The sequence below is a fragment of the Lysinibacillus sp. 10T31 genome (genome assembly GCF_056394365.1).
The window spans coordinates 1-22,851 of sequence record NZ_JBFTHS010000009.1; the positions used below are offsets into that span (position 1 = coordinate 1).

Annotated in this window: 25 protein-coding genes and 1 pseudogene; 8 read left to right on the top strand and 18 right to left on the bottom strand. The window is 36.5% G+C overall.

The window, feature by feature from the left end; genetic code table 11:
* From AC1DCY_RS06990 to AC1DCY_RS07035, 10 genes are all read right to left on the bottom strand, one after another.
* A partial coding sequence (locus AC1DCY_RS06990; RefSeq protein ID WP_477348669.1) for a methyl-accepting chemotaxis protein occupies positions 1–1,267 on the bottom strand: 1,267 nt, incomplete at its 3' end.
* A gap of 284 nt (positions 1,268–1,551) precedes the next feature.
* On the bottom strand, positions 1,552–3,231 hold the full coding sequence (locus AC1DCY_RS06995) for a methyl-accepting chemotaxis protein (protein ID WP_477348671.1): 1,680 nt from the start codon (positions 3,229–3,231) through the stop codon (positions 1,552–1,554).
* Between the two features lie 465 nt (positions 3,232–3,696).
* The gene (locus AC1DCY_RS07000; protein ID WP_477348673.1) at positions 3,697–4,236 is read right to left on the bottom strand and encodes a DUF1572 family protein; all 540 of its coding nucleotides are present in this window, start codon (positions 4,234–4,236) and stop codon (positions 3,697–3,699) included.
* A gap of 127 nt (positions 4,237–4,363) precedes the next feature.
* Positions 4,364–5,278 carry a hypothetical protein gene (locus tag AC1DCY_RS07005; RefSeq protein ID WP_477348675.1) on the bottom strand — a complete coding sequence of 305 codons (915 nt, stop codon included), beginning with the start codon at positions 5,276–5,278 and terminating at the stop codon, positions 4,364–4,366.
* A complete protein-coding gene (locus AC1DCY_RS07010) occupies positions 5,271–5,456 on the bottom strand; it encodes an RNA polymerase sigma factor (protein ID WP_477348677.1) in 186 nt (61 codons plus the stop codon). The genes AC1DCY_RS07005 and AC1DCY_RS07010 overlap by 8 nt, the downstream gene beginning before the upstream one ends.
* A 7-nt stretch (positions 5,457–5,463) precedes the next feature.
* Positions 5,464–5,790: an RNA polymerase sigma factor gene (locus tag AC1DCY_RS07015; protein WP_477348679.1), complete on the bottom strand. Its 327-nt coding sequence runs from the start codon at positions 5,788–5,790 to the stop codon at positions 5,464–5,466.
* Positions 5,791–5,899: 109 nt separating this feature from the next.
* The gene (locus AC1DCY_RS07020) at positions 5,900–6,508 is read right to left on the bottom strand and encodes an SCO family protein (protein WP_477348681.1); all 609 of its coding nucleotides are present in this window, start codon (positions 6,506–6,508) and stop codon (positions 5,900–5,902) included.
* Between the two features lie 104 nt (positions 6,509–6,612).
* Positions 6,613–6,735 (bottom strand): YvrJ family protein, encoded by a 123-nt coding sequence (locus tag AC1DCY_RS07025; RefSeq protein WP_082337366.1) that lies wholly within the window; start codon positions 6,733–6,735, stop codon positions 6,613–6,615.
* Between the two features lie 85 nt (positions 6,736–6,820).
* Positions 6,821–7,045: a DUF2922 domain-containing protein gene (locus tag AC1DCY_RS07030; protein ID WP_477348683.1), complete on the bottom strand. Its 225-nt coding sequence runs from the start codon at positions 7,043–7,045 to the stop codon at positions 6,821–6,823.
* A gap of 12 nt (positions 7,046–7,057) precedes the next feature.
* On the bottom strand, positions 7,058–7,273 hold the full coding sequence (locus tag AC1DCY_RS07035; protein WP_477348685.1) for a DUF1659 domain-containing protein: 216 nt from the start codon (positions 7,271–7,273) through the stop codon (positions 7,058–7,060).
* 121 nt (positions 7,274–7,394) lie between these two features.
* Here AC1DCY_RS07035 and AC1DCY_RS07040 point away from each other — a divergent pair, with 121 nt between their 5' ends.
* The 3 genes from AC1DCY_RS07040 (at position 7,395) to AC1DCY_RS07050 (ending at position 8,617) form a co-directional block, all read left to right on the top strand.
* Positions 7,395–7,823 carry a DUF2621 domain-containing protein gene (locus tag AC1DCY_RS07040; protein ID WP_427424667.1) on the top strand — a complete coding sequence of 143 codons (429 nt, stop codon included), beginning with the start codon at positions 7,395–7,397 and terminating at the stop codon, positions 7,821–7,823.
* A 121-nt stretch (positions 7,824–7,944) separates the two neighbouring features.
* Positions 7,945–8,217 carry a hypothetical protein gene (locus tag AC1DCY_RS07045; protein ID WP_477348687.1) on the top strand — a complete coding sequence of 91 codons (273 nt, stop codon included), beginning with the start codon at positions 7,945–7,947 and terminating at the stop codon, positions 8,215–8,217.
* Between the two features lie 97 nt (positions 8,218–8,314).
* Complete coding sequence (locus AC1DCY_RS07050) at positions 8,315–8,617, top strand: hypothetical protein (protein ID WP_477348689.1); 303 nt, start codon at positions 8,315–8,317, stop codon at positions 8,615–8,617.
* Between the two features lie 24 nt (positions 8,618–8,641).
* On the opposite strand, the gene AC1DCY_RS07055 is transcribed toward AC1DCY_RS07050, so the two are convergent.
* The 3 genes from AC1DCY_RS07055 to AC1DCY_RS07065 are packed head-to-tail and all read right to left on the bottom strand — an operon-like array spanning position 8,642 to position 10,295.
* Positions 8,642–9,139, bottom strand: coding sequence for a CcdC family protein (locus AC1DCY_RS07055; protein WP_477348690.1), 498 nt, complete (start codon positions 9,137–9,139; stop codon positions 8,642–8,644).
* Between the two features lie 23 nt (positions 9,140–9,162).
* Complete coding sequence (locus tag AC1DCY_RS07060; RefSeq protein WP_477348691.1) at positions 9,163–9,549, bottom strand: response regulator; 387 nt, start codon at positions 9,547–9,549, stop codon at positions 9,163–9,165.
* A gap of 35 nt (positions 9,550–9,584) precedes the next feature.
* Positions 9,585–10,295 (bottom strand): cytochrome c biogenesis CcdA family protein, encoded by a 711-nt coding sequence (locus AC1DCY_RS07065; RefSeq protein ID WP_477348693.1) that lies wholly within the window; start codon positions 10,293–10,295, stop codon positions 9,585–9,587.
* Between the two features lie 429 nt (positions 10,296–10,724).
* On the opposite strand from AC1DCY_RS07065, the gene AC1DCY_RS07070 reads away from it, so the two are divergent.
* The 4 genes from AC1DCY_RS07070 (at position 10,725) to AC1DCY_RS07085 (ending at position 14,510) form a co-directional block, all read left to right on the top strand.
* Positions 10,725–11,453 carry a FadR/GntR family transcriptional regulator gene (locus AC1DCY_RS07070; RefSeq protein ID WP_477348694.1) on the top strand — a complete coding sequence of 243 codons (729 nt, stop codon included), beginning with the start codon at positions 10,725–10,727 and terminating at the stop codon, positions 11,451–11,453.
* Between the two features lie 181 nt (positions 11,454–11,634).
* Complete coding sequence (locus AC1DCY_RS07075) at positions 11,635–12,351, top strand: (Fe-S)-binding protein (RefSeq protein ID WP_477348695.1); 717 nt, start codon at positions 11,635–11,637, stop codon at positions 12,349–12,351.
* A gap of 15 nt (positions 12,352–12,366) precedes the next feature.
* Positions 12,367–13,794, top strand: a complete 1,428-nt coding sequence (locus AC1DCY_RS07080) for a LutB/LldF family L-lactate oxidation iron-sulfur protein (protein ID WP_477348697.1) — start codon at positions 12,367–12,369, stop codon at positions 13,792–13,794.
* Complete coding sequence (locus AC1DCY_RS07085; RefSeq protein ID WP_477348698.1) at positions 13,794–14,510, top strand: LutC/YkgG family protein; 717 nt, start codon at positions 13,794–13,796, stop codon at positions 14,508–14,510. The genes AC1DCY_RS07080 and AC1DCY_RS07085 overlap by 1 nt, the downstream gene beginning before the upstream one ends.
* 57 nt (positions 14,511–14,567) lie before the next feature.
* Here AC1DCY_RS07085 and AC1DCY_RS07090 read toward each other — a convergent pair whose 3' ends face one another.
* Positions 14,568–15,854, bottom strand: coding sequence for an MFS transporter (locus AC1DCY_RS07090; protein ID WP_477348700.1), 1,287 nt, complete (start codon positions 15,852–15,854; stop codon positions 14,568–14,570).
* A 139-nt stretch (positions 15,855–15,993) separates the two neighbouring features.
* On the opposite strand from AC1DCY_RS07090, the gene AC1DCY_RS07095 reads away from it, so the two are divergent.
* The gene (locus AC1DCY_RS07095) at positions 15,994–17,244 is read left to right on the top strand and encodes a helix-turn-helix domain-containing protein (RefSeq protein WP_477348702.1); all 1,251 of its coding nucleotides are present in this window, start codon (positions 15,994–15,996) and stop codon (positions 17,242–17,244) included.
* A gap of 38 nt (positions 17,245–17,282) precedes the next feature.
* Here the strand turns inward: AC1DCY_RS07095 and AC1DCY_RS07100 are convergent.
* The 4 genes and pseudogenes from AC1DCY_RS07100 to AC1DCY_RS07115 all read right to left on the bottom strand — a co-directional run bounded on the left by AC1DCY_RS07100 (position 17,283) and on the right by AC1DCY_RS07115 (position 22,826).
* A pseudogene (locus AC1DCY_RS07100) lies at positions 17,283–19,186 on the bottom strand (endonuclease MutS2).
* Positions 19,187–19,926: 740 nt separating this feature from the next.
* Complete coding sequence (gene rarD / locus AC1DCY_RS07105; RefSeq protein WP_477348703.1) at positions 19,927–20,832, bottom strand: EamA family transporter RarD; 906 nt, start codon at positions 20,830–20,832, stop codon at positions 19,927–19,929.
* A gap of 119 nt (positions 20,833–20,951) precedes the next feature.
* Positions 20,952–21,485, bottom strand: coding sequence for a hypothetical protein (locus AC1DCY_RS07110; RefSeq protein ID WP_477348705.1), 534 nt, complete (start codon positions 21,483–21,485; stop codon positions 20,952–20,954).
* Positions 21,486–21,653: 168 nt separating this feature from the next.
* Positions 21,654–22,826: a toxic anion resistance protein gene (locus AC1DCY_RS07115; RefSeq protein ID WP_477348706.1), complete on the bottom strand. Its 1,173-nt coding sequence runs from the start codon at positions 22,824–22,826 to the stop codon at positions 21,654–21,656.
* Positions 22,827–22,851 lie beyond the last annotated feature (25 nt).

Here is a 22,851-nt window from a genome sequence, read left to right on the forward strand (position 1 = left end):
GATCCGTCACTGTTGAAGAAATCTCCGCGATATGAAGAATAACCTTGGAAAGCTCCTGTAACGATTCTGCATTCTTATTCGCACTCGTTGTTTGTGTGTCTGCGCTCGAAGCAACATCTTGAATCGAAATGGCCACCTTTTCTGTAGCCATGCTTGTTTGAGTGGCATTGGCTGTAAGCTCTTCCGCTGACGAAGCTACCTCTTCAGCATTTTGTTCTATTTTTTGAATCAGTGTCCTTAGACTGTCTTGCATATCGTTAAAGGCTTGCCCTAGCTGTCCAATCTCGTCTTGAGAAGTGATTATCACTTGCTCTGTTAAATCACCTTTACTAATGGTTACTGCACTATCTTTGAGCGATTTAATCGGTTTTATAATTCCCCTAATAACAAAGTAGAAAACAATTGCACTTATGACAATCGCAATAATTAACACGAGTAAAGTATTAAATAAAATGGGTGATGCTGATTCATCAATTTCTTTTGCAAAAATTGTGCCGGTAATTTTCCAATTCGTCAATTCATTCGTTGTATAGAACAAAATACGGTCTTCACCTTCAAAGACATATTCAAACGTTCCGGATTTACTGTCATATATCTTGTCGATGAAGCTTTCTTTTATTTCGCTACCCGGTTCTATAGTCGGGTGAGAAATGACCATTTTATCTTCACCAAAAATAGAAGGATACCCCTCTTTTCCGATACTAATAGAGTCCGAGACTTTTTGAAGGTTTGTCAATTTTATATCAATTGCTAATACCGCAGATTTATCTTTTACCTGACGAGCAACTGTTACGACCATATCTCCTGTCGCTACATCTTTATAAGGTTTCGTTATTAACGTTTCTCCCTTCAAAGCCGTAGCTTCTTTATACCAATCTCTTTCCAAAGGATTATAATCCGCGCTATTCGATTTTGGTTCTACAAATACCGCTCCTTCACTTGTTCCCATATAAATAGTTAGTACATCTGGATGTAGCTTTATATATTGCTGAAATTTTGTATCTAACGCCATTTCATGCTCTTTATACATTGATGAATCTATTTCCTTGCTGAGGACATTAATGTCATTCATTTTTTCACTAATGGTATTATCTATTAACGTATTTAATATTTTTACACTTTGATCTGCACTATAAAGTATTTCTTCTTTTATCGAATTCTTTGCTGAAAGATACGATAAGCTTCCTACAGAAATAACTGGGATTAGTAAGATAAGAGCAAATAATATGTAGAGCTTACCCTTAAAGCTTCCAAGTATTCGTTTCATGCGACCGCTCTCCTTTTGTCTTCACTTGATCTTAAAATGTGTTTTATACAATTTTGTGGTTCTTTTTGGACTCCAAATAGAATGCGCCCAGCTCACAACCTCCCCTTCTTTTTTCGAATAAATTTTCTTCTTAAGTTTTTATCGGTCGAAATACTTAAATTCAAACACCTTTTTTCATTTTTTTGATTTTCTCGACATAAGTCGAGAAACTCTTTGCTACAATCTACTAAACATAGAACCCCTATGTATCATGCTTTAGCTATGATGCATAGGGGCTCTTGTTGTTAGTATTTAAATGCCTGAATTGATTCTTGTAAGTCAATCGCCATTTTCGCCAAATGTGTAGAGGCTGCTGCTACTTCTTCCATCGCTGCATTTTGTTCCTCAGAGGATGCCGCAACACTTTGAACATTACTACTCGATTTCATAGATACTTCACTAATGTGGTCGATCTCTATTACAAGTTTTTCAATATCTTGATGAATTGTTCGAATTGCGGCTGTAACTGATTCAGTTTGTGCTTGCACGTCATTAATGGCATCGTCAATTTGTATGAAATCATCTCTTGCCACATTTACTTTTTCACGACCAACTTTCACTGAATCATTACTATTGATCATGTCTTCCTCAATAATTCTTGTATCCTCAGTAATTTGCTTAACGATCTTTTCGATATCTACTGCTGCTAAGTTCGATTCATCCGCTAGCTTTCGTACCTCTTCTGCTACTACGGCAAAGCCCTTGCCATGCTCACCGCTTCGTGCTGCTTCTATTGAGGCGTTAATAGCCAATAGATTTGTTTGGGTAGCAATATTTTTAATAACATTGACTGCTGAGACGATTGCTGCTGTATTTTCATCTAAGTCTTTAACACGTGTACTTAACTCTGCTGTATTATCCGTAATTTCATTCATCTGATCAATGACATTACGAACTGAGGAACGTCCTATGCTAGCCATATTTTTAGTGTCTACAGTTGCATCGTTAACATTATCAATACTCGTAGATATATCATTCATTTTTTTCAAAATGTGTGAGGATAAGTTTCGTACATCACCTGTCAATGTATCCTGTTCTTCAATACCATGGGCAATATCTTGGATCGATTCTGAGACAATTTCTGTTGCCTGTGTCACTTCCATACTACTCGCTGTCAGCTGCTCGGAACTTGCTGCTACCTGCTCAGATGAATTCGCGACATGCTTCATAGTATGTCTAAGCTTTGCTGACATCGAATTAAAGGAAGCTGCCAGCTGTGCAAACTCATCTTTTGTTTTAAATTGCAGGTGCGTTTGTAAATTGCCATTTGAAAATTTGTCCATTTCTACTACAGTTTGTTGAATATTTTTCGCTACTCTTCGCCCAAAAACTGTCGCAATAATAATGCTTATAATAAAGGAAACTATTGCTAGTACAGCAATTTCTTTGCCACTTCTGTCGCCTTTTTGTTTCGTAGCCTCTATACTCGCCTGCATTTCGTCTTGCTGAGCCGTTGCCATCGTTTTCCCAAACTCAACAAGCTTGAGAGAACCTTTCCCTAAAATCGGTAATGCCAACTGCTGTGCTTGCTGTTTTTCACCACTTTGAAAAAGTGGCACAATTTGTTCATCTATAGGTTTTTCCCATTCCTCTAACTGCTTTAAAAATTGTTCAAAATCTGCATTTTTATGTCCGAGTTCTTCAATACGATGAATAGATTTATGTAAAGTATCTCGTATTTCGAGATGATTACTGAGCATGTCTTCTTTACCATATAACATATACCCCCGGATGGCAGCATTTGCCCGAACCGTTTGGAAGGAAATATCATTATATAAGTTGATTAATTCCGTCTTTTTTTCGATTTCCGCAAGTGTGTGTTTATTATCATTTAAAAAGTACATAGCAATACTAGTAATTAGTAATAAAAATACTAACACTATACCAAAAGAAAATTGTAGTTTACGTTCTACCGTTGATTTCATACGACTCCCTCTATTCCCCTATAACTTTATCATCTTGAGTATAGACTAAATATCCCTATCACCCTATAAGAAATGAGCCTTTTATCATGAATTAACACAAAAATTTTACAAAAATAAAACACATCACCAAATGTCTTGACTTCTCTAAATTCTATACAGCAAGTCTCTCAACCAAAATATTCCTGCTATTCATTTAGGTCCAAGACTAAAGCGAGTTGATCTCCGTTCAATCTATTTATTGGATATGTAAAAAATATCATCTGAAATTTAACTGATATAAAAAAAATCCCATTAATAAATAGTAGGCATGCTTTTTATACGAAATCACTGCTAATGAGCGAACACAGCTGGAAGCCTTTGAACACGCAAAATCGATTGACGAAGAAACTTCGATGTATCAGCTTTATTTTGCGTAGAAGGCAAATTCAAAAAAAATCGTAGCCTATGCTACGATTTTAGATTTGCTTATTTATGTTGATGTTTCTTTAACAAAGACTCTGTAAAAGCCTGAGATTGCCCCTTTGGAATACTTAATGTTTCCCAATCAGAGCCCTTTAGTTGCTTAGCGATGTAAACAATTTGACCGACATGCTGAGAGTAGTGAGACATTTGTCTTTCGATAGCATCTATCACGGAATGCCGTTCTCCCCTGATCGTTACAAACCCTTGTAAATCAGCTTCCGTTAATCCTTGTAAAGCGTCTAAAAATACTTGCCAGCCCTTTTCCCACACTCTCATAACCTCTTCTTTTGTCTGAAGGCTAGCAGTAAATTCATCATCACGATTTCTCGTTGCTTTCTCACCATCTGTCGTTAGAAAGTCAGTCCATCTCGATATCATATTTCCACTAACATGTTTCACAATCACTGCGATACTGTTTGAATCTTCATTATACGCCCAGTGCAATTGTGCCTCTTCCAGTTGGTCGAGTGTTTTATCGCCTTGTTCTTTCACACTTTTAAATCTTTTTTGAATAACATTTAAATAAGTCTGCCCAAAGCTCATTCATAAACGCCCCCATCATTCGATTATTTTACATCAAATTTCTTGGCCACCGAAAACATTGTCTCTCCCTAAATCTAGGATTAATTTTAAAAAATAGTCTAATAAGATTGTGAAGAGAACTATCACTTTACAAATCGTTACCCAATATAAATTCTTTTACAAGCTCAATCATTTTCTTTTGCATACCTTCCTGATCTGCATGTTCTAATTTATATCCGACATGAAAAACATAGCCATTATAATAAGTGTAAAGCTCATTTGCTAAGGTACTAGTTAGACGAACCTTCTTATTTTTTATATCATAATTATAGTAAAAATAAGCCAATCCACCCTTTTCTTTCGTGATGTTTCGATGAAATAATGGACTCTCTCCGATCAATCCCTCATTCTTAATAATATTGCCCATCTCATCATTTCTATCATGAGTAATATCATAGTTTGCTAATGGATTATTATCTACATTTGTGACTGTAAAAATAGCAAATTGTTGATCTTTACCATTTAATGCTTTTTGTAAATAAGTAAATTGCAATTGATTTTGCAAGCGACCATTAGTCATTTCTGAAGTTACAGCATAAACTTCCTGTATATTGGCCTCAAAAGGCAGTTTCTTAGGATCAATCGGATGAACGCTATTCCCCAATACTGTGGCTACCTCTTGCATTGCTTCAAAACCTTTCACAGGCTCGTAAAATTTGGGGTTTTTACGGTCATTGAGACGATCAGCTGTTTGAAAATACTGACTATAAGTTACCATAGTTCCTTTGACCTCGGTGTTAAATAGATCTGTTAATTGTTTAGAAACTTCCTTCCCTTCTAGTTGCGAAGTATCAGTTGTCATTTGTAAATTATCATATTTTGTTAGCTGTAATGCGACGAACAATAAAATGGAACACGTAATGGTCAATGTGACAATACGATAGGACCAATGTTGTCTCTTTGGTGAAGGTTGTTCTTCATTAATTTTTATTTTTACATTTCGAATAATTGCCTCTTTATGCACAGATATATCCTTTAACTCTCTTAATGTATGCTTATCCATTTAACAGTACCTCCCATTCGATATCCTGAAGATCAATTTTTAATAGCTCTTTACCTTTTTTCATACGTGATTTGACCGTACCTTCTGGGATTTCGAGTAGTTTCGCAATTTCTTTAATCGACATATCCTCTAAATAAAAATACACAATAGGTTCTCGTTGCTTTAACGGTAATTTCAAAATTGCTTCATCTAAAAATCGTTTGTTCATCCTGTTGAATAAGCGTATCTTTTTGAACGGATTTTTGCTTAGGGAAAAGCTTGTGCTGAACTGAAATTTTCCGATAAGCCCAGCTTTTTAAATAATCTTTACATTTATTTATGGTCATACGTGCTAGATAAGCTCTCATCTCTCCCTTTTCTTCATAATGCTTTTGATGATGATAAAATTTAATAAACACATCTTGAACAATATCCTCTGCTATTTGTAGATCTTTCGTATAGTAGTAAGCGATTCGAAATAAATGTTCTGTATGTAGTTCCATTAGTTGCTCTAAATATTCTGTATCAGTCAAAATCTTTCCCTCCTTCTACACTATAAACGAGGCTAAAGTTATAAAAGATTAAATTTCAACAATAAAAACCGTCTCTTAGTTTATCCTTGAGACGGTTTCCTTCTATCCATTATAAATTTTCATCAATATATGTTTCTATATCTGATACAATTGTGTCAATAGGGACATCCTCGGCATTCTCTGCATATCCAGAATACATTTTTACGATTTTGCCATCTTTATCAACTAAGAAAAATTGATTTCCGTGTATCACTTGATCGCTGTTAGGATCATCTTTTACCATTATTTTAGTTGATTTGACAGCGAACTGCTCGATATACTTTTGTGAATATCCAGTTAGAAGATTCCATTTTGATTCATCTGGAACATTATATTTGCCCAAATAATTAGCTAATATGTCTGGCTTATCAACATCAGGATCAATTGAAAACGCAACAATATTATAATTTTCTACACCTTTTTTCTTCAGCTTTTCCTGCACTTGCGTCATATTAAAGGTCATTGGTGGGCAAATTGATGTACAGTTCGTGAAAATATACATACCAATCCATGGTTTTCCTTTTAAACTTTCTAAAGAAACTTTTTCTCCACGTTGATTGACATGTTCAAAATCTGGTAACTCCAAGCTATAATCTGCTTTAAATTTTGTATTTCCACACGCACTGAGCACTGCAGCAAATGCAAAAAGTAGAACAAGCCCAATTATTTTATTTCTCATCTTTAACACTCTCCCTACCTACACTACCATCATCCTATCGTAGGATGTAAATATTGACAAGGATACTCAAGTGACAGCTTTCGTACATCTTTGTGAAATCGATTTCACTTTAAGGAAACAAGCGCATCATGAATTGCATCTAATTTAACTTCTACTCGGTGCAGTAAATAAAACGACACTAAGATAGGAAAACCGATATCCGATATCATGTTTAACCACTGTTCCATGTTGGCCCCTCCTTCACTAAGTTTTGACAAATACTATTTGCTGAAAATGGTCCTTGCAGAAAATTCTGCAAAGACCATTTCGTGACTATTCGACCCCTAATTCAAATTCTCTTACTTGTCGATCAACGATTCGAGCCCCACTCATTGCAACCAGAGCACTAGCTTGTCCTTCAAAAACATTTTTAGCGATGATTGTTTGCATGACCTGTTGAATTTCCTCTACTGTTACATTTGGCTTCGGTGCATCAATAGCAATCGTTGTCGTTTTCCCTACTGCTGTCTCAAATTGCAGCTCTAAAACTTGTGTCATAGTTTTCCCTCCTTAGGATAAATCTGTTGTTTCTTGTTTTACAATGCTGTCTAGTGCATGTGAAGATAGACTTGCTATGGCATATGCTACCTTTACTAAATCCTCTGCCGTATGCGAGTTGTTTAAATTGCGATACGTTTTTGTTGTGAACATGGGCTCGTTTTGTGCATTGTGTCCAGCAACATACTTTAAGCGCAGTGTAGCACTGACAAAATTGACTTTTGCCATGAGGCTCACCTCCTTTCTTTCACAATATATACAGACTTATTGCTAAAAAAGGGACATTTAGGATGAATTTTTTAATGTAAGCTTTTATAATAGAGTGAGAGAAGGCAAAGAGGTGAACGATTTGTTAAGTGGTTGGTTTTTATGGTTTATCCTATTTTGGGTAGTTGTACTCATTTCATTTATGGCGATAGGCGGATTTTTCATGTTCCGCAAATTTTTAAAGGCTTTACCGAAGCAGGACGGTAAATCTGATTTAGATTGGCAAGAGTATTATTTAGATAAAACCATTCATTTATGGGGACAACCTGAGAAAGAACTTTTATATGAACTTGTAAGCCCTGTACCCGAGCTATTTAGACAAGTAGCAAAGGAAAAAATAGCAGGAAAAATTGGCGAGCTTGCTTTAGAAGAAAAAGCACCTGCCATTAACCATGATTTGATTATACGTGGCTATATCCAAGCAACACCTAAGCGCGACCATAAATTTTTACGCAAAAAATTAGATGAAATGCAAATTGACATCGCCCCATATGAACATCTATTTGATTGATGGTACGCTGCACACTGATTTGTGCAGCGTTTTTACTACCTTTACATAATTTTCGTCATATTTTTTTTGAATAAGTTTTTCCTAAAGTCTATCCGCCAGTATCTAACTTCTATCCTTCACTTTGACTCTTTCATCCGTCGCTTGGTCGATCCTTTCCGTCGCTCTGATTTCCATCCGTCACTTTGGCTCTTTCATCCGTCGTTTCTGTCTTTCTTTCCGTCGCTTGAACGAGTCTATCCGTCTCTCTGGCGGTTCTATCCGTCGCTCTGGCGGTTCTATCCGTCGCTCTGATTTATATCCATCACTTTGGCTCTTCTTTCCGTCGCTTTGGCTCTCCTATCCGTCGTTCGGTCGATTCTTTCCGTCACTTCGGCAATCCTATCCGTCGTTCTGATTTCCATCCGTCGTTTCTGTCTTTCTTTCCGTCGTTTGGACGGTTCTATCCGTCGCTCTGGCGGTTCTATCCGTCGCTCAGATTTATATCCATCACTTTGGCTCTTCTTTCCTTCGCTTGGGCTCTCCCATCCGTCGTTTGGTCGATTCTTTCCGTCACTTCGGCAATCCTATCCGTCGTTTCTGTCTTTCTTTCCGTCGCTTGGACGAGTCTATCCGTCGCTCTGATTTATATCCATCACTTTGGCTCTTCTTTCCGTCGCTTCGCCAATCCTATCTGTCGTTCTGATTTCCATCCGTCGTYCGAACTGCACTATCCATCACTTCGCCAAATCTATCCGTCGCTCAAACCGCTCTACCCATCAGCCAAAATGCGTTCAAAAAAAAACTACACTAGATAAATTCTCTAGTGTAGTTTTTCCATTTTAAATATTCTTCAGCGGAATAGTTTTTTTGATTTTTATAAATTGAACAAGCATTGCAATTCGCCAAGGGAGTAACATAGCGAACGCTAAAATCCAAAACATTCCTGCTAATTCTCCAACGTCAATGGAGCTACTTAATATCATTTTTGCAATTATACGGAACACTAACAGTCCGATTAGTATAAAAGCGAATGCTTTCGAACGTTTTAAATAAATATCTTGACCTTTTACTTCAAATTTAGAAGTGGCGATTAAGATTGTTGAGAACACCACGCCAACTGCTGCCGCTTCAAGGATTTGCATGGGTGGTACTCGAAATTGTTCAAATAAAAACATTACCGCACCTGAAGACATTGCAATAGGTGGAATGATAATTTTCTTCTCATTTGTCGGTTTCTTTGATGCTCGCATACGTAAAACCATGACAAAGGTACCCATAAAAATGGCCATTATGGTCGAACCTATTACATAATATTGAGAAGGGATATTGCTAAACATAAAAATTCCTCCTCTAATTGTCATTAACAATTTTGTCCAAGTATTTGATCAACTACAGCTTTTAATCTTTCTGGCTCGAAAGGCTTTGTCATAAAATCCTTTGCACCACTTTCAATTGCTTCCACGATTAACTTCTGTTGTCCTAAAGCTGTAATCATAATTATTTTTGCATCTGGAAATTCGGGGATGATTTCTTTTACTGCTGCGATACCTGTCATAACGGGCATTGTTACATCCATCGTTACAAGATCTGGTTGTAACTCACGATACATCGCCACAGCTTCTTTACCATTTGCTGCCTTGCCGACTACCTCATATCCCCATTCAGTAAACATATTACTTATTGCAACACGCATAAAGAGCGTATCATCCACTACTAAAACTGTAGGCACATGTTCATCTCCCTCCACGTTAAAGTACGGTATGGCCTTTTTAGTTTAGCAGATTAGAAGCCTGTAAATCCACCAAAAATAGGCTGTAAAATGCGTGTTAAATACGATAATCCGTCAAAGAATAACAATACACCAACGACAATCATAATATAACCGCCGATTTTCACAATTTTTTGGCTGTGTGTACGAATCCAAGTCATACGTGCTATAAAGAAAGATAACACGAAAAACGGAATCGCAAAGCCTAAATAATAAGCTAACATATAGCTAAATCCTGCGCCTGGATTTGCACCAGCTAATGAAATAATCGATGCTAAAATCGGACCTGTACAAGGCGTCCAACCAGCCGCAAAGGCTATTCCTATTAATACTGATCCCAAATAACCAGATGGTCGGTTTTTAAATTGGAATTTTCGATCCTTCATTAAAAAGTCAACTTGTAGTAATCCCACAATCATTAAACCAAATACAACGATTAAGATGGCACCAACCTGACGTAATAATGTGTGATAATTAAGGAAGAACTCTGCTGCTAATGATGTGCCTAGTCCAATCATAATAAAGATAATTGAAAATCCTAGTAAAAAGAAGAGGGTATGCAAAATTGCACGCTTTTGCATCATACCTCGTTCCGATTTCAGCTCATCTAATGACATACCTGTTATGTATGATAAAAATGCTGGATATAGCGGTAGGGTACATGGTGAAATGAAGCTTAAAAACCCTGCACCTAAAGCTAAAAATAGGTTAATATCAGTTTCCATATTTTCTCACTCGCTCCTTACAGTTACTGTCTCCATCGTACCAAAAATCACTGTAAATTGCGCCCTTCCTGTTTGTGAACGTTTCATGGCAAAAAGATGTTAAAAAAGTGAAGTTCCATCATATTATCATACAAATTTTTTTCAGACCTTATTACATCAATTTGTATTTGTTAATGTACTTTTGCATTATGCGCTCCCCTTATATTATCTGTCAACAAAATACGTCATAATTCTACATATCAAGTTATGGTGAGGATGCATTTATTAATATAACCTGTTTTAAAGCTGTTACCTGCCGCTTATTTTTAGTGTTGAAATACCCTTTTTATTGACATAAAGTATTTACTGTTAAATAGTGAGTAAATTATTTTTCTTCATGTATAATAAAAAACAATAGAGCAATTGATCGAGATAAATGAGGTGTAGTCCTTGGAATTAAGAAAAATTAAACCTAAAAAAATATATGAGGAAGTATCTGAAATCCTCTATGAAAAAATTAGAGCTGGCGAACTGAAGCCGGGTGACCGACTTGATTCAGTAGAACAACTTGCCGAACAATTACAAGTAAGCAGATCAGCCATCCGAGAAGCTCTTTCCGCTTTAAAAGCAATGGGACTTATTGATATTAAACAAGGTTCAGGTACATTTGTAAAAAATAATCAATCCAACCAGCTCGATTTTCCCTTATCAACTGCCATTTTAACAAATAAGCAAGATATCTCACATTTGTTAGAAGTACGTAAAATTATCGAAGTAGGCGCTGCGGCTAGCGCGGCCGTTCATCGATCTGAAGAAGACATACAGTCAATGATGCAAATTTTAGATGAGATGAAACGAGTACAAGGAGATGGAGAGTTGGGAGAAAAAGTGGACTTTCAATTTCACGCTGCCATTTCTGCAGCATCTCAAAACCCCCTACTTACAACTCTATTAGACCAGGTTTCGGGTTTAATGATTGAAACGATGAAAGAGACACGTCGAATTTGGTTGTACTCAAAAAAAATTACAAGCGAAAAGCTGTATGATGAACATATGCAAATTTTCCTCGCAATTAAGCAGCAAAATGAAGAGCTCGCAAAACATGCTATGGCTTCACATTTAAGTAATGTGGAAAAGGTCTTAATGCAATATTTTGAAACAACTGAATCTATGAAATAACAGCAGCTGCCTAGTTTTTACTATAGGCAGCTTTCGAATTTTTTGAAAATTAACAACAAACTCCTTTTATTCACCTGAACAGTTGTAGTATTATAAAAACAATATATTTATTCACTAAGTCATCAGATGACCTGTTGATTTGTTATTCGAGGAGTAATAGAGACAAAAAGGAGCGAATCTCATGAAAGTAACACTTTTTGCGACTTGTTTAGTTGATATGTTTCAAGGTGATGTTGGAAAAGCAGTTGTTGAAGTTCTTGAAAGGCTTGGCTGCGACCTAGACTTTCCTGAAAATCAAATTTGCTGTGGGCAGCCTGCCTACAATAGTGGCTATGTAAAAGACTCTAAAAATGCTATAAAAAAAATGATCACGGCTTTTGAACATGCCGAATACGTTGTCTCCCCTTCTGGTTCCTGCGCTTATATGTTTAAGGAATATCCAGAAGTGTTTAAGGGAGATCCTGTTTGGGAGCCAAAAGCACAAGCATTGGCAAATAAAACATATGAATTTACAGAGTTTATCGTAGATGTATTAAAAGTCGAGGATGTAGGTGCACATTTAGAGGGCAAGGCGACTTATCATACCTCCTGTCATATGACACGTCTACTCGGTGTAACAGATGCACCGTTTAAATTATTAAATCAAGTTAAAGGCTTACAGTATATAGAACTCCCAGGAAAAGATCGATGTTGTGGATTTGGCGGAACATTTTCAGTAAAAATGGGCAATATTTCAGGAGAAATGGTCAATGAGAAAGTACAGAATGTTGAAGAAACAGGGGCAGATATTTTAATCGGTGCCGATGCTGGTTGCTTAATGAATATTGGTGGCCGAATTAATCGACAAGGTAAGCCTATTAAAGTTATGCATATTGCGGAAGTATTAAATTGCCGCTAAGAGGGGGGAAAAGAAATGTCCATGAAAACAAGTGATGAACGCTTTAATCATCGAGTAGCGAAAGAGTTAGAAAATACGTTTATGCGCGGAGCTGTGTCAAGCGCACAGGAGCGCTTACAAACACGTCGACTAAAACAAGCTGATGAGCTTGGACATTGGGAGGAATGGCGCTCTCACGGAGAAGAAATTCGAAAGCATGTGCTGGCGAACTTAGATTATTACTTATATCAGCTAAGCGAAAACGTCTCTAAAAGAGGTGGCCATGTTTTCTTTGCGCAAACAGCGAAAGAAGCGACAGACTACATTCAAAATATCGCGAAAAAGAAAAATGCTACTAAAATCGTGAAATCAAAATCGATGGTGACGGAGGAAATTGATTTAAACGCCGCTTTAGAAAGGCTTGGGTGTGAAGTCATTGAAACAGATCTTGGAGAGTACATTTTACAAGTAGATGATCACGAGCCACCCTCTCATATCATTGCCCCAGCTTTGCATAAAAATAAGGAGCAGATTCGTGATATTTTTAAAGAAAAACAGGGCTATGAGAAAACCGAAAAGCCTGAAGAACTCGCTCTTTATGTACGTGAAAAATTAAGGAATGAATATTTAACAGCAGACATTGGCATTACAGGCTGTAACTTTGCTATTGCAGAGAGCGGCTCGATTACACTCGTAACAAATGAAGGAAACGCAGATTTAGTTACAGCCTTGCCGAAAACACAAATTACGGTAATGGGAATGGAAAGAATTGTTCCTACATTTGAAGAGATGGAAGTACTAGTAAGCTTATTAACAAGAAGCGCAGTTGGGCAAAAGCTAACAAGCTATATTACCACATTAACGGGGATCAAAGATGAAGGTGACACAGATGGACCAGAGGAATTCCATTTAGTAATTGTTGATAATGGACGTTCTGATATTTTAGGCAGTGAATTCCAGCCTATTTTACAATGTATTCGCTGTGCAGCTTGTGTTAACGCTTGTCCTGTTTATCGACATGTTGGTGGGCATGCTTATGGTTCTATCTATTCTGGGCCAGTAGGTGTCGTTCTTTCACCATTATTAGGCGGCTATGAGGATTTTAAAGAGTTACCATATGCATCCACATTATGCGGTGCCTGCACAGATGCTTGTCCTGTCAAAATACCATTACATCAACTTATTCATAGACATCGCCAAGTAATTGTCGAAAACGAAGGAAAGGCACCTGTATCGGAAAAGCTATTAATGAAGGCCTTTGGTCTAGGTGCTTCCTCCCCTACCCTATATAAAATGGCGACAAAAATGGCTTCACCAGCGATGGCTCCATTTACTAAAGATCAGAAAATTTCTAAAGGCCCAGGCCCACTAAAAGCATGGACGGAAGCAAGGGATTTTCCAGCCCCCAATAAAGATAATTTCCGTGACTGGTTCAAACACCGCCAAAAAGGAGGCGATGAATAATGACAGGTACTATTGAAAATAGAGATGTATTTTTAGCAAACATTGCGAAACAGCTTGGACGTGCACCAAAAACAGAAATCGTTCGACCTGCATGGCAATATAACCCTCAAGATCGCGTCCTAAATGAAGCAACAAAAGATGAGTTACTAGAGGTTTTAGTTGAACAATGCAAAAATATTCATACGGATATTGTCATTACAAATACAGCTAATCTTGCTGCAGATTTACAAAAAGTAGTTGGAAATTATGGAGGTCAATCTGTTATAACATGGAAAGATGAGCGTTTCCAAAACTATGGCCTATCATCATTGATGAGCGAGCAATGGACGCAAGAAAATATTCAGCTGTACGAATGGGATTCGGAGCAGCCAGAGGAAAATATTCGACAGGCTGAAAAAGCGAACATTGGCATTACAATTAGTGAAATAACATTAGCAGAATCAGGAACTTCTGTACTTTTTAGTAGTAAAGATAAAGGTAGATCTGTCAGCTTTTTACCCGAGAAGTCTATTATTTTAATTCCTAAAAGTACTATCGTTCCACGAATGACACAAGCAGCCCGTTGGATTAGCGAAAAAGTTAGAAATGGCGAACAAATTGCATCCTGCATCAACTTTATAACAGGACCAAGTAATTCGGCAGATATCGAAATGATTCTTATTGTTGGTGTACACGGACCAATTAAGGCAACTTATATTGTGATTGAGGATCAGTAATACAAAACGAGGCATGTATTCATACTAGCATGCCTCGTTTTGTTTATAAGAATAAATTTAATTGGCCACAGTCTCTGTCATGACCTCTTTATTATAAAACTCTGGATGAGCTTCTTTTAAGATAGATGTCCGTAGCAAGACTAGTGAGAGCGTAATAATAATCGCACTTGTTACCGGCAAAATAACAATCGCTGGTAATGTATCATATAACATGCCATAAACTATCATACCAATTGGCATCATCGACATAGCCATCGTTTCCATTAGCCCAAAGACACGCCCACGGTATTCTTCGGTAATATTTTTTTGCATATACACCCCGATTGGCATATTAATACCCATTTCAAAAATAGCGAAAATAAAATAAATGATTAAGTAAAAGATAACAATTGCTACATATGAAAAATCCGTTACTAATGGAATCACTGCTAGCCCAACACTACCAGCCAATAGCAGTAAGCTAATTTTTGAGAAACGTAATGGTGCCTTCACCTCTGATCTTGTCGCAAAATAAAGGGAAGCCGCTAGCATACCCGCTGCACCCGAAGCCTCAATAAAGCCAAAATGCGTGGACTTTACTTTGAGCAATTCAATAATAATATACGTTCCTCCAACAGCAATTGCTGAGAAGAATAAGTTAATCCATAAGGCAACCCACATAATCGTTTTAATGACTTTTTGTTGTTTTATATAATGAAAGCCACCCTTAAGCCCTTCCCACATTTTTTCTTTTTTCACATCTTCCCCTCTTGTACTATAGAGGTTAAAATTCATCGTTGCTTCTAAGCAAAAGGCAATGGCATAAGCCACCATATTGACCATTAAAAATGCGTCCATCTCAAAGAAGCCGTACATCATTCCCCCAATTACTGGTCCCCCGATCATAGCTACAGACGTCGACAATTGGTTAAATGACATGGCACGCTGTAAACGCTCTGGATTAACAAGCGTTGCAATCGCAGATGAAAACGTTACCCCAGAAAAAGCAGAGCAAATTGTATTGAATACAGTAGCCGTATAAACCGCATACACCGATAAGCCTACCGTTTCTGTGTAAAGCAATAAGCCCCCTACTGTCAAAATGGTACCGGCTTGTGCAAGTAGAATTGTACGCTTTTTCGAAAAATTATCAGCCACATAACCTGCTAATGGAGCTACAAGTGCACGTGGTAACACTGAACAAATCATATTGGTCGCAAAGCTCATCGCCGAACCCGTCATAGCTAAAATATACAAACTAATTCCAAAAGCCATCACATGAGATCCTAACATGGCAATCATTTTACTAGCAGTAAATGTCCATAAATGATATGTCGCCTTTTTATATTTTTGCTCTTCATTCATCTAAAATCCCTCCACATTTTTAATTATGTTAAAAAGTTTAATTTAATTAAACAAAATATAACACAGCTTACACTTCCCACGCAAGAAAAAGTTTAATATAATTAAACAAAGGGCACGTCAATAAAAAGGAGGCGAGGCAATGAACTCTTTAGGTACAAGAATTCGCAAATTAAGGAAGGAACGTAAGTTAACGTTAGAGGAACTTGCTGGTGATCGTCTAACAAAAGGTATGTTAAGTCAAATTGAAAATGATAAGGCCAAGCCTTCGATGGAAAGTCTTGATTATATAGCGGAACGTTTAGGTGTAAAAGCAAGTGAATTACTTGAACAAGTAACCCCATCTTCGCTACGTCAACTTTTAGAGCAGGTAGAAATTTTGTTTACGGAATTAAAACTTGGTGATACAGATAATGCACAGCAAATCGTCGAGATGATTAAGCCTTATGTAGAAGAGCTTCCGCTTAGTTATGAAGGAGGTCGTTTACTGTATATATACGCTGCAGCACAATATTATGCGGGATTAACGACATGGGAGTCACCGCTTCAAGAATCACGTATTATGTTTAAAGAAATTAATTTACTAAGTCACTGGTTTGAAACTTATATATTACAGTTGGGTATATTATCAGAAAATCGAAAATACAAAATGGCTTATTCTTGTATTTTACAGGCGAAAGAAGAGGCTGAGCAGGAAAATTACCAATTAGATTCGCGAGATGCAGGGAAAATGGCTTATTATATTTGCGTTTTTCAGGTAGCAATTGGCGAAATTGAAGCAGGTAAACAGCTCATTAACGAGACCATTACCAATGCACATAAAAATCAATTTTACTCTTATATAGATGATATGTATCGTATTGGGGCGTTTTGCGCTATGATTGACAATGATTTCGAGCAAGTAGAGCATATGCTGAAGAAGCTTGAACAGTATCGGATTTTTGCTGAACAAGTGAGTGTAGATGCTTTTATTTTCATATTAAGAGCGCATTATTATAACAATTACACGCACGATTATCAGCAGGCACTAGAGGAAATAGAGCGTTTTGGTGCGCTTAAGCATGATGGCTCGATTATACTCGAAAAAAACCTTTACTATGCAGAAAAAGGAAAATCCTTATATTTACTAGGTCAATATGAAGAAGCTAAAGAAGCATTTGAACATCTTACAAACGTTCCCCCTTTCATCTTACATCCATTTGACATATTAAGTTTAAATGAGTGCTTTTCCTATAAAGCACTTTGCTATGCACATTTCGGTGAGTTAACAACTGCCTACGAAATTGCCAAAATGGCCTATTTGGATTCTCAAGATTTAATCGATCTACCTTATAAACAAAAAATTGAAGAAACTTATTTTTCAATTAAAGCGCAAATTAATTCGGTTCAATAGATATTAAAGGGATTGCACAATGTGCAATCCCTTTTATTTTAGCTCAATTTATCTCTCTTTATTTCCTTCTGAATCTTGCGAAGTGCTTTTTTCGAACCGCGCTCTATATCATGCTGAAGCTTTCGATCTTTATAATCCACAAACAATGTCTCTACATCATATCCTTCTGGGTATAATTCTGTTGCCTGCAGCTCTAATGCCAATCGCTTAACATTTACCTTTATGAATTCTCTCTCATAGAACACGACAACTTTATAGAAATTATCCATTTCTTGATAAACGATTCCAACGTCATCATGATCTAACAGCTTCACACGGTCGCCCTTTTTAAATTCATACTGTACTTTTGTTCTCTCTTGCTCAATTTTAGGCTTCCTGATTTTACTGTCATTTACTCGTTCTAGATGATATTCCTTATTGTCAATATAGCCCTTCGCTCTTTGTAATACGGTTTCACGTATATTCATTTTCTTAGAAATCCATAGGGCATTACTTTCTCCCGATGTTCCGATAACTAATTTATATAACGGTTCTAATGTTTCACTATTAAAACGCATAGCCGCATTCATAAAATCACTATGCATTTCAGAGAAACGCTTAATTTCGCCATAATGAGTAGTTGCCACTGTCAAACAGCCCATATGATAGAACTCCTCTAAAATGGATATCGCCAGAGCTGCTCCTTCATTTGGTTCCGTACCGCTTCCTATTTCATCAAATAGCAAAAGCGTATTATTATTGGATGCCCTCATAATATCGAAAGATTTTTCATATGGGATGAAAACGTACTAAGTGCATTTTCAATACTTTGATTATCACCAATGTCTACAAAAATATGATCAAATACAGCTATTTCAGTACCTTTATCTGCAACAATATGGAAGCCTGACATAGTAGCCAATGTTAACAAGCCAATAGTTTTTAGGACAACGGTTTTACCACCTGCATTCGGTCCTGTAATGATTAAGCTGCGATAGTCTTTACCAATTTCAAAATGGAGTGGCACCGCCTTACCTGTTAACAGTGGATGCTTACAATTAACAAGCTTAATATAGCCATAATCATTTAAGCTCGGTTCAATACCTCCAATGTGCTTGCTAAACTTGGCTTTGGCAAACACCATATCATATTGGCTAATTAACTCCATGTTAATATTGATTTCACGAATATTTTCCATCAGAAGCCCAGATAATGTCGCCAAAATTTGATATTCCTCCACTGCTTCCTCTGCTTTTAAAGTGGCTAATTCCACATTTAGTTTAGCTACTGTACTTGGTTCCATAAAGACCGTTGCACCTTTAGATGAAACCTCTACAATTGTCCCTTGCACATGATTTTTATAGGAAGCTTTAATCGGAATCGTGTATCGATCATCCTTTTTACTAATAAAAAATTCCTGGATATAAGTTTTATTGGCACTATTATTTAAAAATTTAGTTAAGCGGTCTTTAATTTTTTCCTCTGTTGTTTCGATATGATTTCGGATACGTTTTAACTCTCTACTAGCAGCCGAATCAACACGATTTGCTTTAATTGCAAAGTTAATCTCCTCTTCCACACTTTTAAATTCAGACATCGAATTAGCATAGGATGCAAGAACTGGCGCAAAAAATTCCTTTTCCAGCATAAACTTTTTAATTTTTCTACAGCCTCTTAAAAAGTCTGAAATGCTAACTAATTCACTAGGGTCTAAAATAATCCCCTTTTCAAGTTTTTTAATGGTATTGTCAATATTCGATACCCCTAAAAACGGGACATGACCTTCTGCATCTAAAATCGCTCGTGCCTCAGTTGTTTCATTCAAACGATTTTTAACAACTGTCAAATTTGAGCTCGGCGTTAATTTATCTAATAACTGTTTACCTAATCCACTGACACAGTATGATTTAACGATTTCCTTCAATTCATTGTATTGTAACTTCTCAAAAGTAGTATGATTCATTGTTAATTTCTCCTCACTATGATTTTCTTGAATCATTCATGAAGATACCTACTCATTAGATATCAATGATTTTTATTCAAATCAATTATGCCTCGGCATAATTGCGTCCGGAGTCGGCTTTGTGCATGCACAAAGAACTCCTCTCCGATTCTGTGACATTCGCCGGAGACTTTAGGCCAACACGATGTTGGTCACTCAGTCGTTGCCACAGGACGTGGCGTTCTTTAGAGGGTGTTTGGACACCCTCTGAAAGAAGTTAAAAAAGACAAAAAAAGCTGTGGGAGAACCCACAGCTTTTACATTACAAGGCATGTGTAAAAAGCATCGTGAAAAAGACTTCATCTACATGAAGTTTAGTCAGTGCATTACAAGCTTTATAAAGTATTGTAGGTATCTTCATAGGTATCGAAATAAATCCACGACTAAATAAAGGGTGACATACTGACATAAATCCCCTGACGTCATTAAATTTATTTCTTTAAGTTGTTCCTATTTAGAACCTACCGCACTCATCAAAAGCACCTCTCAATAATTATCATTGTTATCTAATTTGTCATTATCTTACTATATGCTGGTAAAAAAGTAAAGGTGCTTATGTTTGATACGATTTTAAACTTAGGGGCAACAAAAAAATTTTGTAAGAAATAGTGAAAAATTGAGGTGACAAGATTTTTCAAAAAACACAAAAAAGTAGTACAAACCAAAGGCATGGTTCGTACTACTAATATTAGTATATTCACTTATGCTGATTTATGATGGGCTCTTCTCACTTCAATGATTTTCGAGCCTGAAAACAGTAGTAAGGCTGCCCAAATAATGCTAAATGCCAAAAACTCTATTTGACTAAACGGTTCCTTATAAAGGACGATCCCTATAACTAACGTAATCGTTGGCGATACGTATTGAATAAAGCCTAATAAATAGAGTGGAATATTTTGTGCACCTTTCGCAAATAAAATTAACGGTACTGCTGTCACGATACCACTTACAATCATGAGGATGTCTGTTTTCACATCAACATGTAAAAATGATGCTTGATTCGTTGTAAAAAGATAAATATAGTAGCCTAATGCAAACGGTAAAATAAATAACGTTTCAATGGCTAGACCTCTTGTCGCATCAAGCTTAATTTTCTTTTTCAGAACACCATAAATAGCGAAGGATATAGCAATAAGAAGTGCTACCCATGGGATTGATCCATAATTTATCGTTAAAATAATAACAGCAATAAAGGCAATTCCGGTAGCCACCCATTGCGCACGACTAAGTGCTTCTTTAAAGAAAATTACCCCTAAAATAACTGACAGTAAAGGATTAATATAATAGCCTAAGCTCGTTTCAATTAAGTGGTTATGGTTAACTGCCCAAATATATAAATACCAGTTCATCGAAATAACAAATGAAGCTCCAGCAAGCTGCCAAAATTGCTTTTGGTGAGACCATAAATATTTTAAATCTGCGAGAAGTTCCTTGCGCATTCCAAATACTATTACTGCTAGTACTGTAAAGACAAAGGACCAAATGACACGCGATAGTAAAATTTCCAAACTCGGCACATGCTCAAGCATTTTCCAATAAAGCGGAAATGCACCCCAAAAAGCATAGGCAAAAAATGCTGCCAAAACCCCTTTTTTCTCATTTGACATTGCCTCTAACTCTCCTACTCTGTTTTGAATCTATACGACTTCGCAATCGCAATATTACCATTTAAAAGAATAGACTTATTATAGGACTTTGATTGGAAACTGTAAATGAAAACTTGTCATTACTCTTTATTTTCAGATTCAAGCTCAGAAATATATTTACGCACCATACTATAGCTAATATCAGGATTAATTTGGCGTTTAATGCGAATGTGAATTTCTTTTATACCAACACCCTGCTCTCGCATATCGCGAATCATAGATTTTAACGGACCTGACAGTGATTCCTTAGATAATGCAGTATGTTTACTTAATTCGATTAATAGCTCTGTATTTTGTCGGCGAATGTCCTTCAGCTCTTCTACAACACAATTATATTCCATTAGCTTTTTTTGCAAGACTGCATTTTGCTGCTTCATTTTTTGCATATCATCCATAAGCTGTATATTTTGTTTCTTTAAATTTTTTCGCTCCTGCTCCTGAACATGATGCTTTTCATCTAAATCTTTATGTAAAGCATTATATAGCTCTTCTATCTGTGTCAATTCTTGATAGCGACTTTGCGATAGCAGCATCAGTGTTTCTGTTATATCAATAGTAAGTGTTCCATCTTTTAACGTTGCACACGATAATGTAGTTGGATTTATTTTGTTCATCGACTTTTCTTCACTCCATCACTAATTAGTTCGTGTAATGGCATAGCTTTGTTTAACATTTTTCCGCTTCCTTTGAAAAAATTTTTCATTGGTCTAATTATCGTATTAATTTCTATTTTGTCAATATAATAAAGCTTCTTGCAAAGAGAGCTGCAAGAAGCTTTACGATTACATTTTTTTCAGTTTTTCGTATTCTAGCTGCAGACGTTCAATACGTTTACGGCCTTCCTCACGATTTTTAGCTGTTTCTGCTTGAATTTGCTTCGTTTCTTGAATACCAGACATAATTGTTTGCCATGTCGTTTCAATTGTTTCGATTTTAATGCTTGGGCTACCAGCCGCACGCGCGATATTTACACTATTTTTACTAATATTTTCTGCATTACGTACAAGCATTTCATTCGTACGACGATCTAATTCAATCATTGAATCAGAAATAAGCTTTTGGCGCTTTAACGTCACAGCATGAATAAGGCCTTGCTTGAAAATAGGAATTGTCGTTACAAACGCAGAGTTAATTTTAGCAATTAAATGGTTATTACCTTGCTGCATTAATCGAATTTGTGGAGCAGACTGGAATGAAACTTGTTGTGCCATTTCTAAATCATAACGACGTTGTTCTAGCAAATCAACGGCACGAAGCATCGTTTCATATTCCATTGCAGCTATTTGATCACCAGTTTGTGCTTTTTGTTCAAGCGCTGGTAATGATGAACGTACTTCATCTGTTTTCACTTCAATTGCTGCAATAAATTTACTTAAAGTTTGGAAGTAATTTAAGTTTTGATCATATAAGTTTTCAAGATCAACTGTATTACGTTTCATTTCACCTTCGTATTTTTGAACCTCATGGAAAATGACATCCACTTCTTTGTTCATGCTGTCATATTTAGATAGAAACTTTTCTAATTGTTCCTTTCCTTTACTAAATAGCTTAGTAAGGAAACCACCTTTTTTATCCTCCGCAAAATCTTGAGGATCAAATTTATCCATAATTCTATTTAAATTATTTAATAATACACTTGATTCCTCAAGCTTACTTGTTTTCATCGTTGCTAGCATTTTATCTGAAAAAGTAGAAATACCATTCGCTGTTTCTTTTCCAAGCTCCAGCATGGCAATTTGATCTTTCACATCAATTTTTTGTGCTAATGCATGGACCTCAGGATCTTGCTTTAATGCAAGTTGATTTTGAGCAATTTGTGATAGCTCTTGCTCAGAAACAAGTACTGGTTTTTTTGGCTCTTGCTCCACCTGTAATAATGGATTAGGCTGTAATAATGGATTTTCTGATGCGAATGGATCCTTCGATTTTAATAGGTCGTTGTCAAATTCAGACATAAAGTTTTACCCCCTGCAATTTATC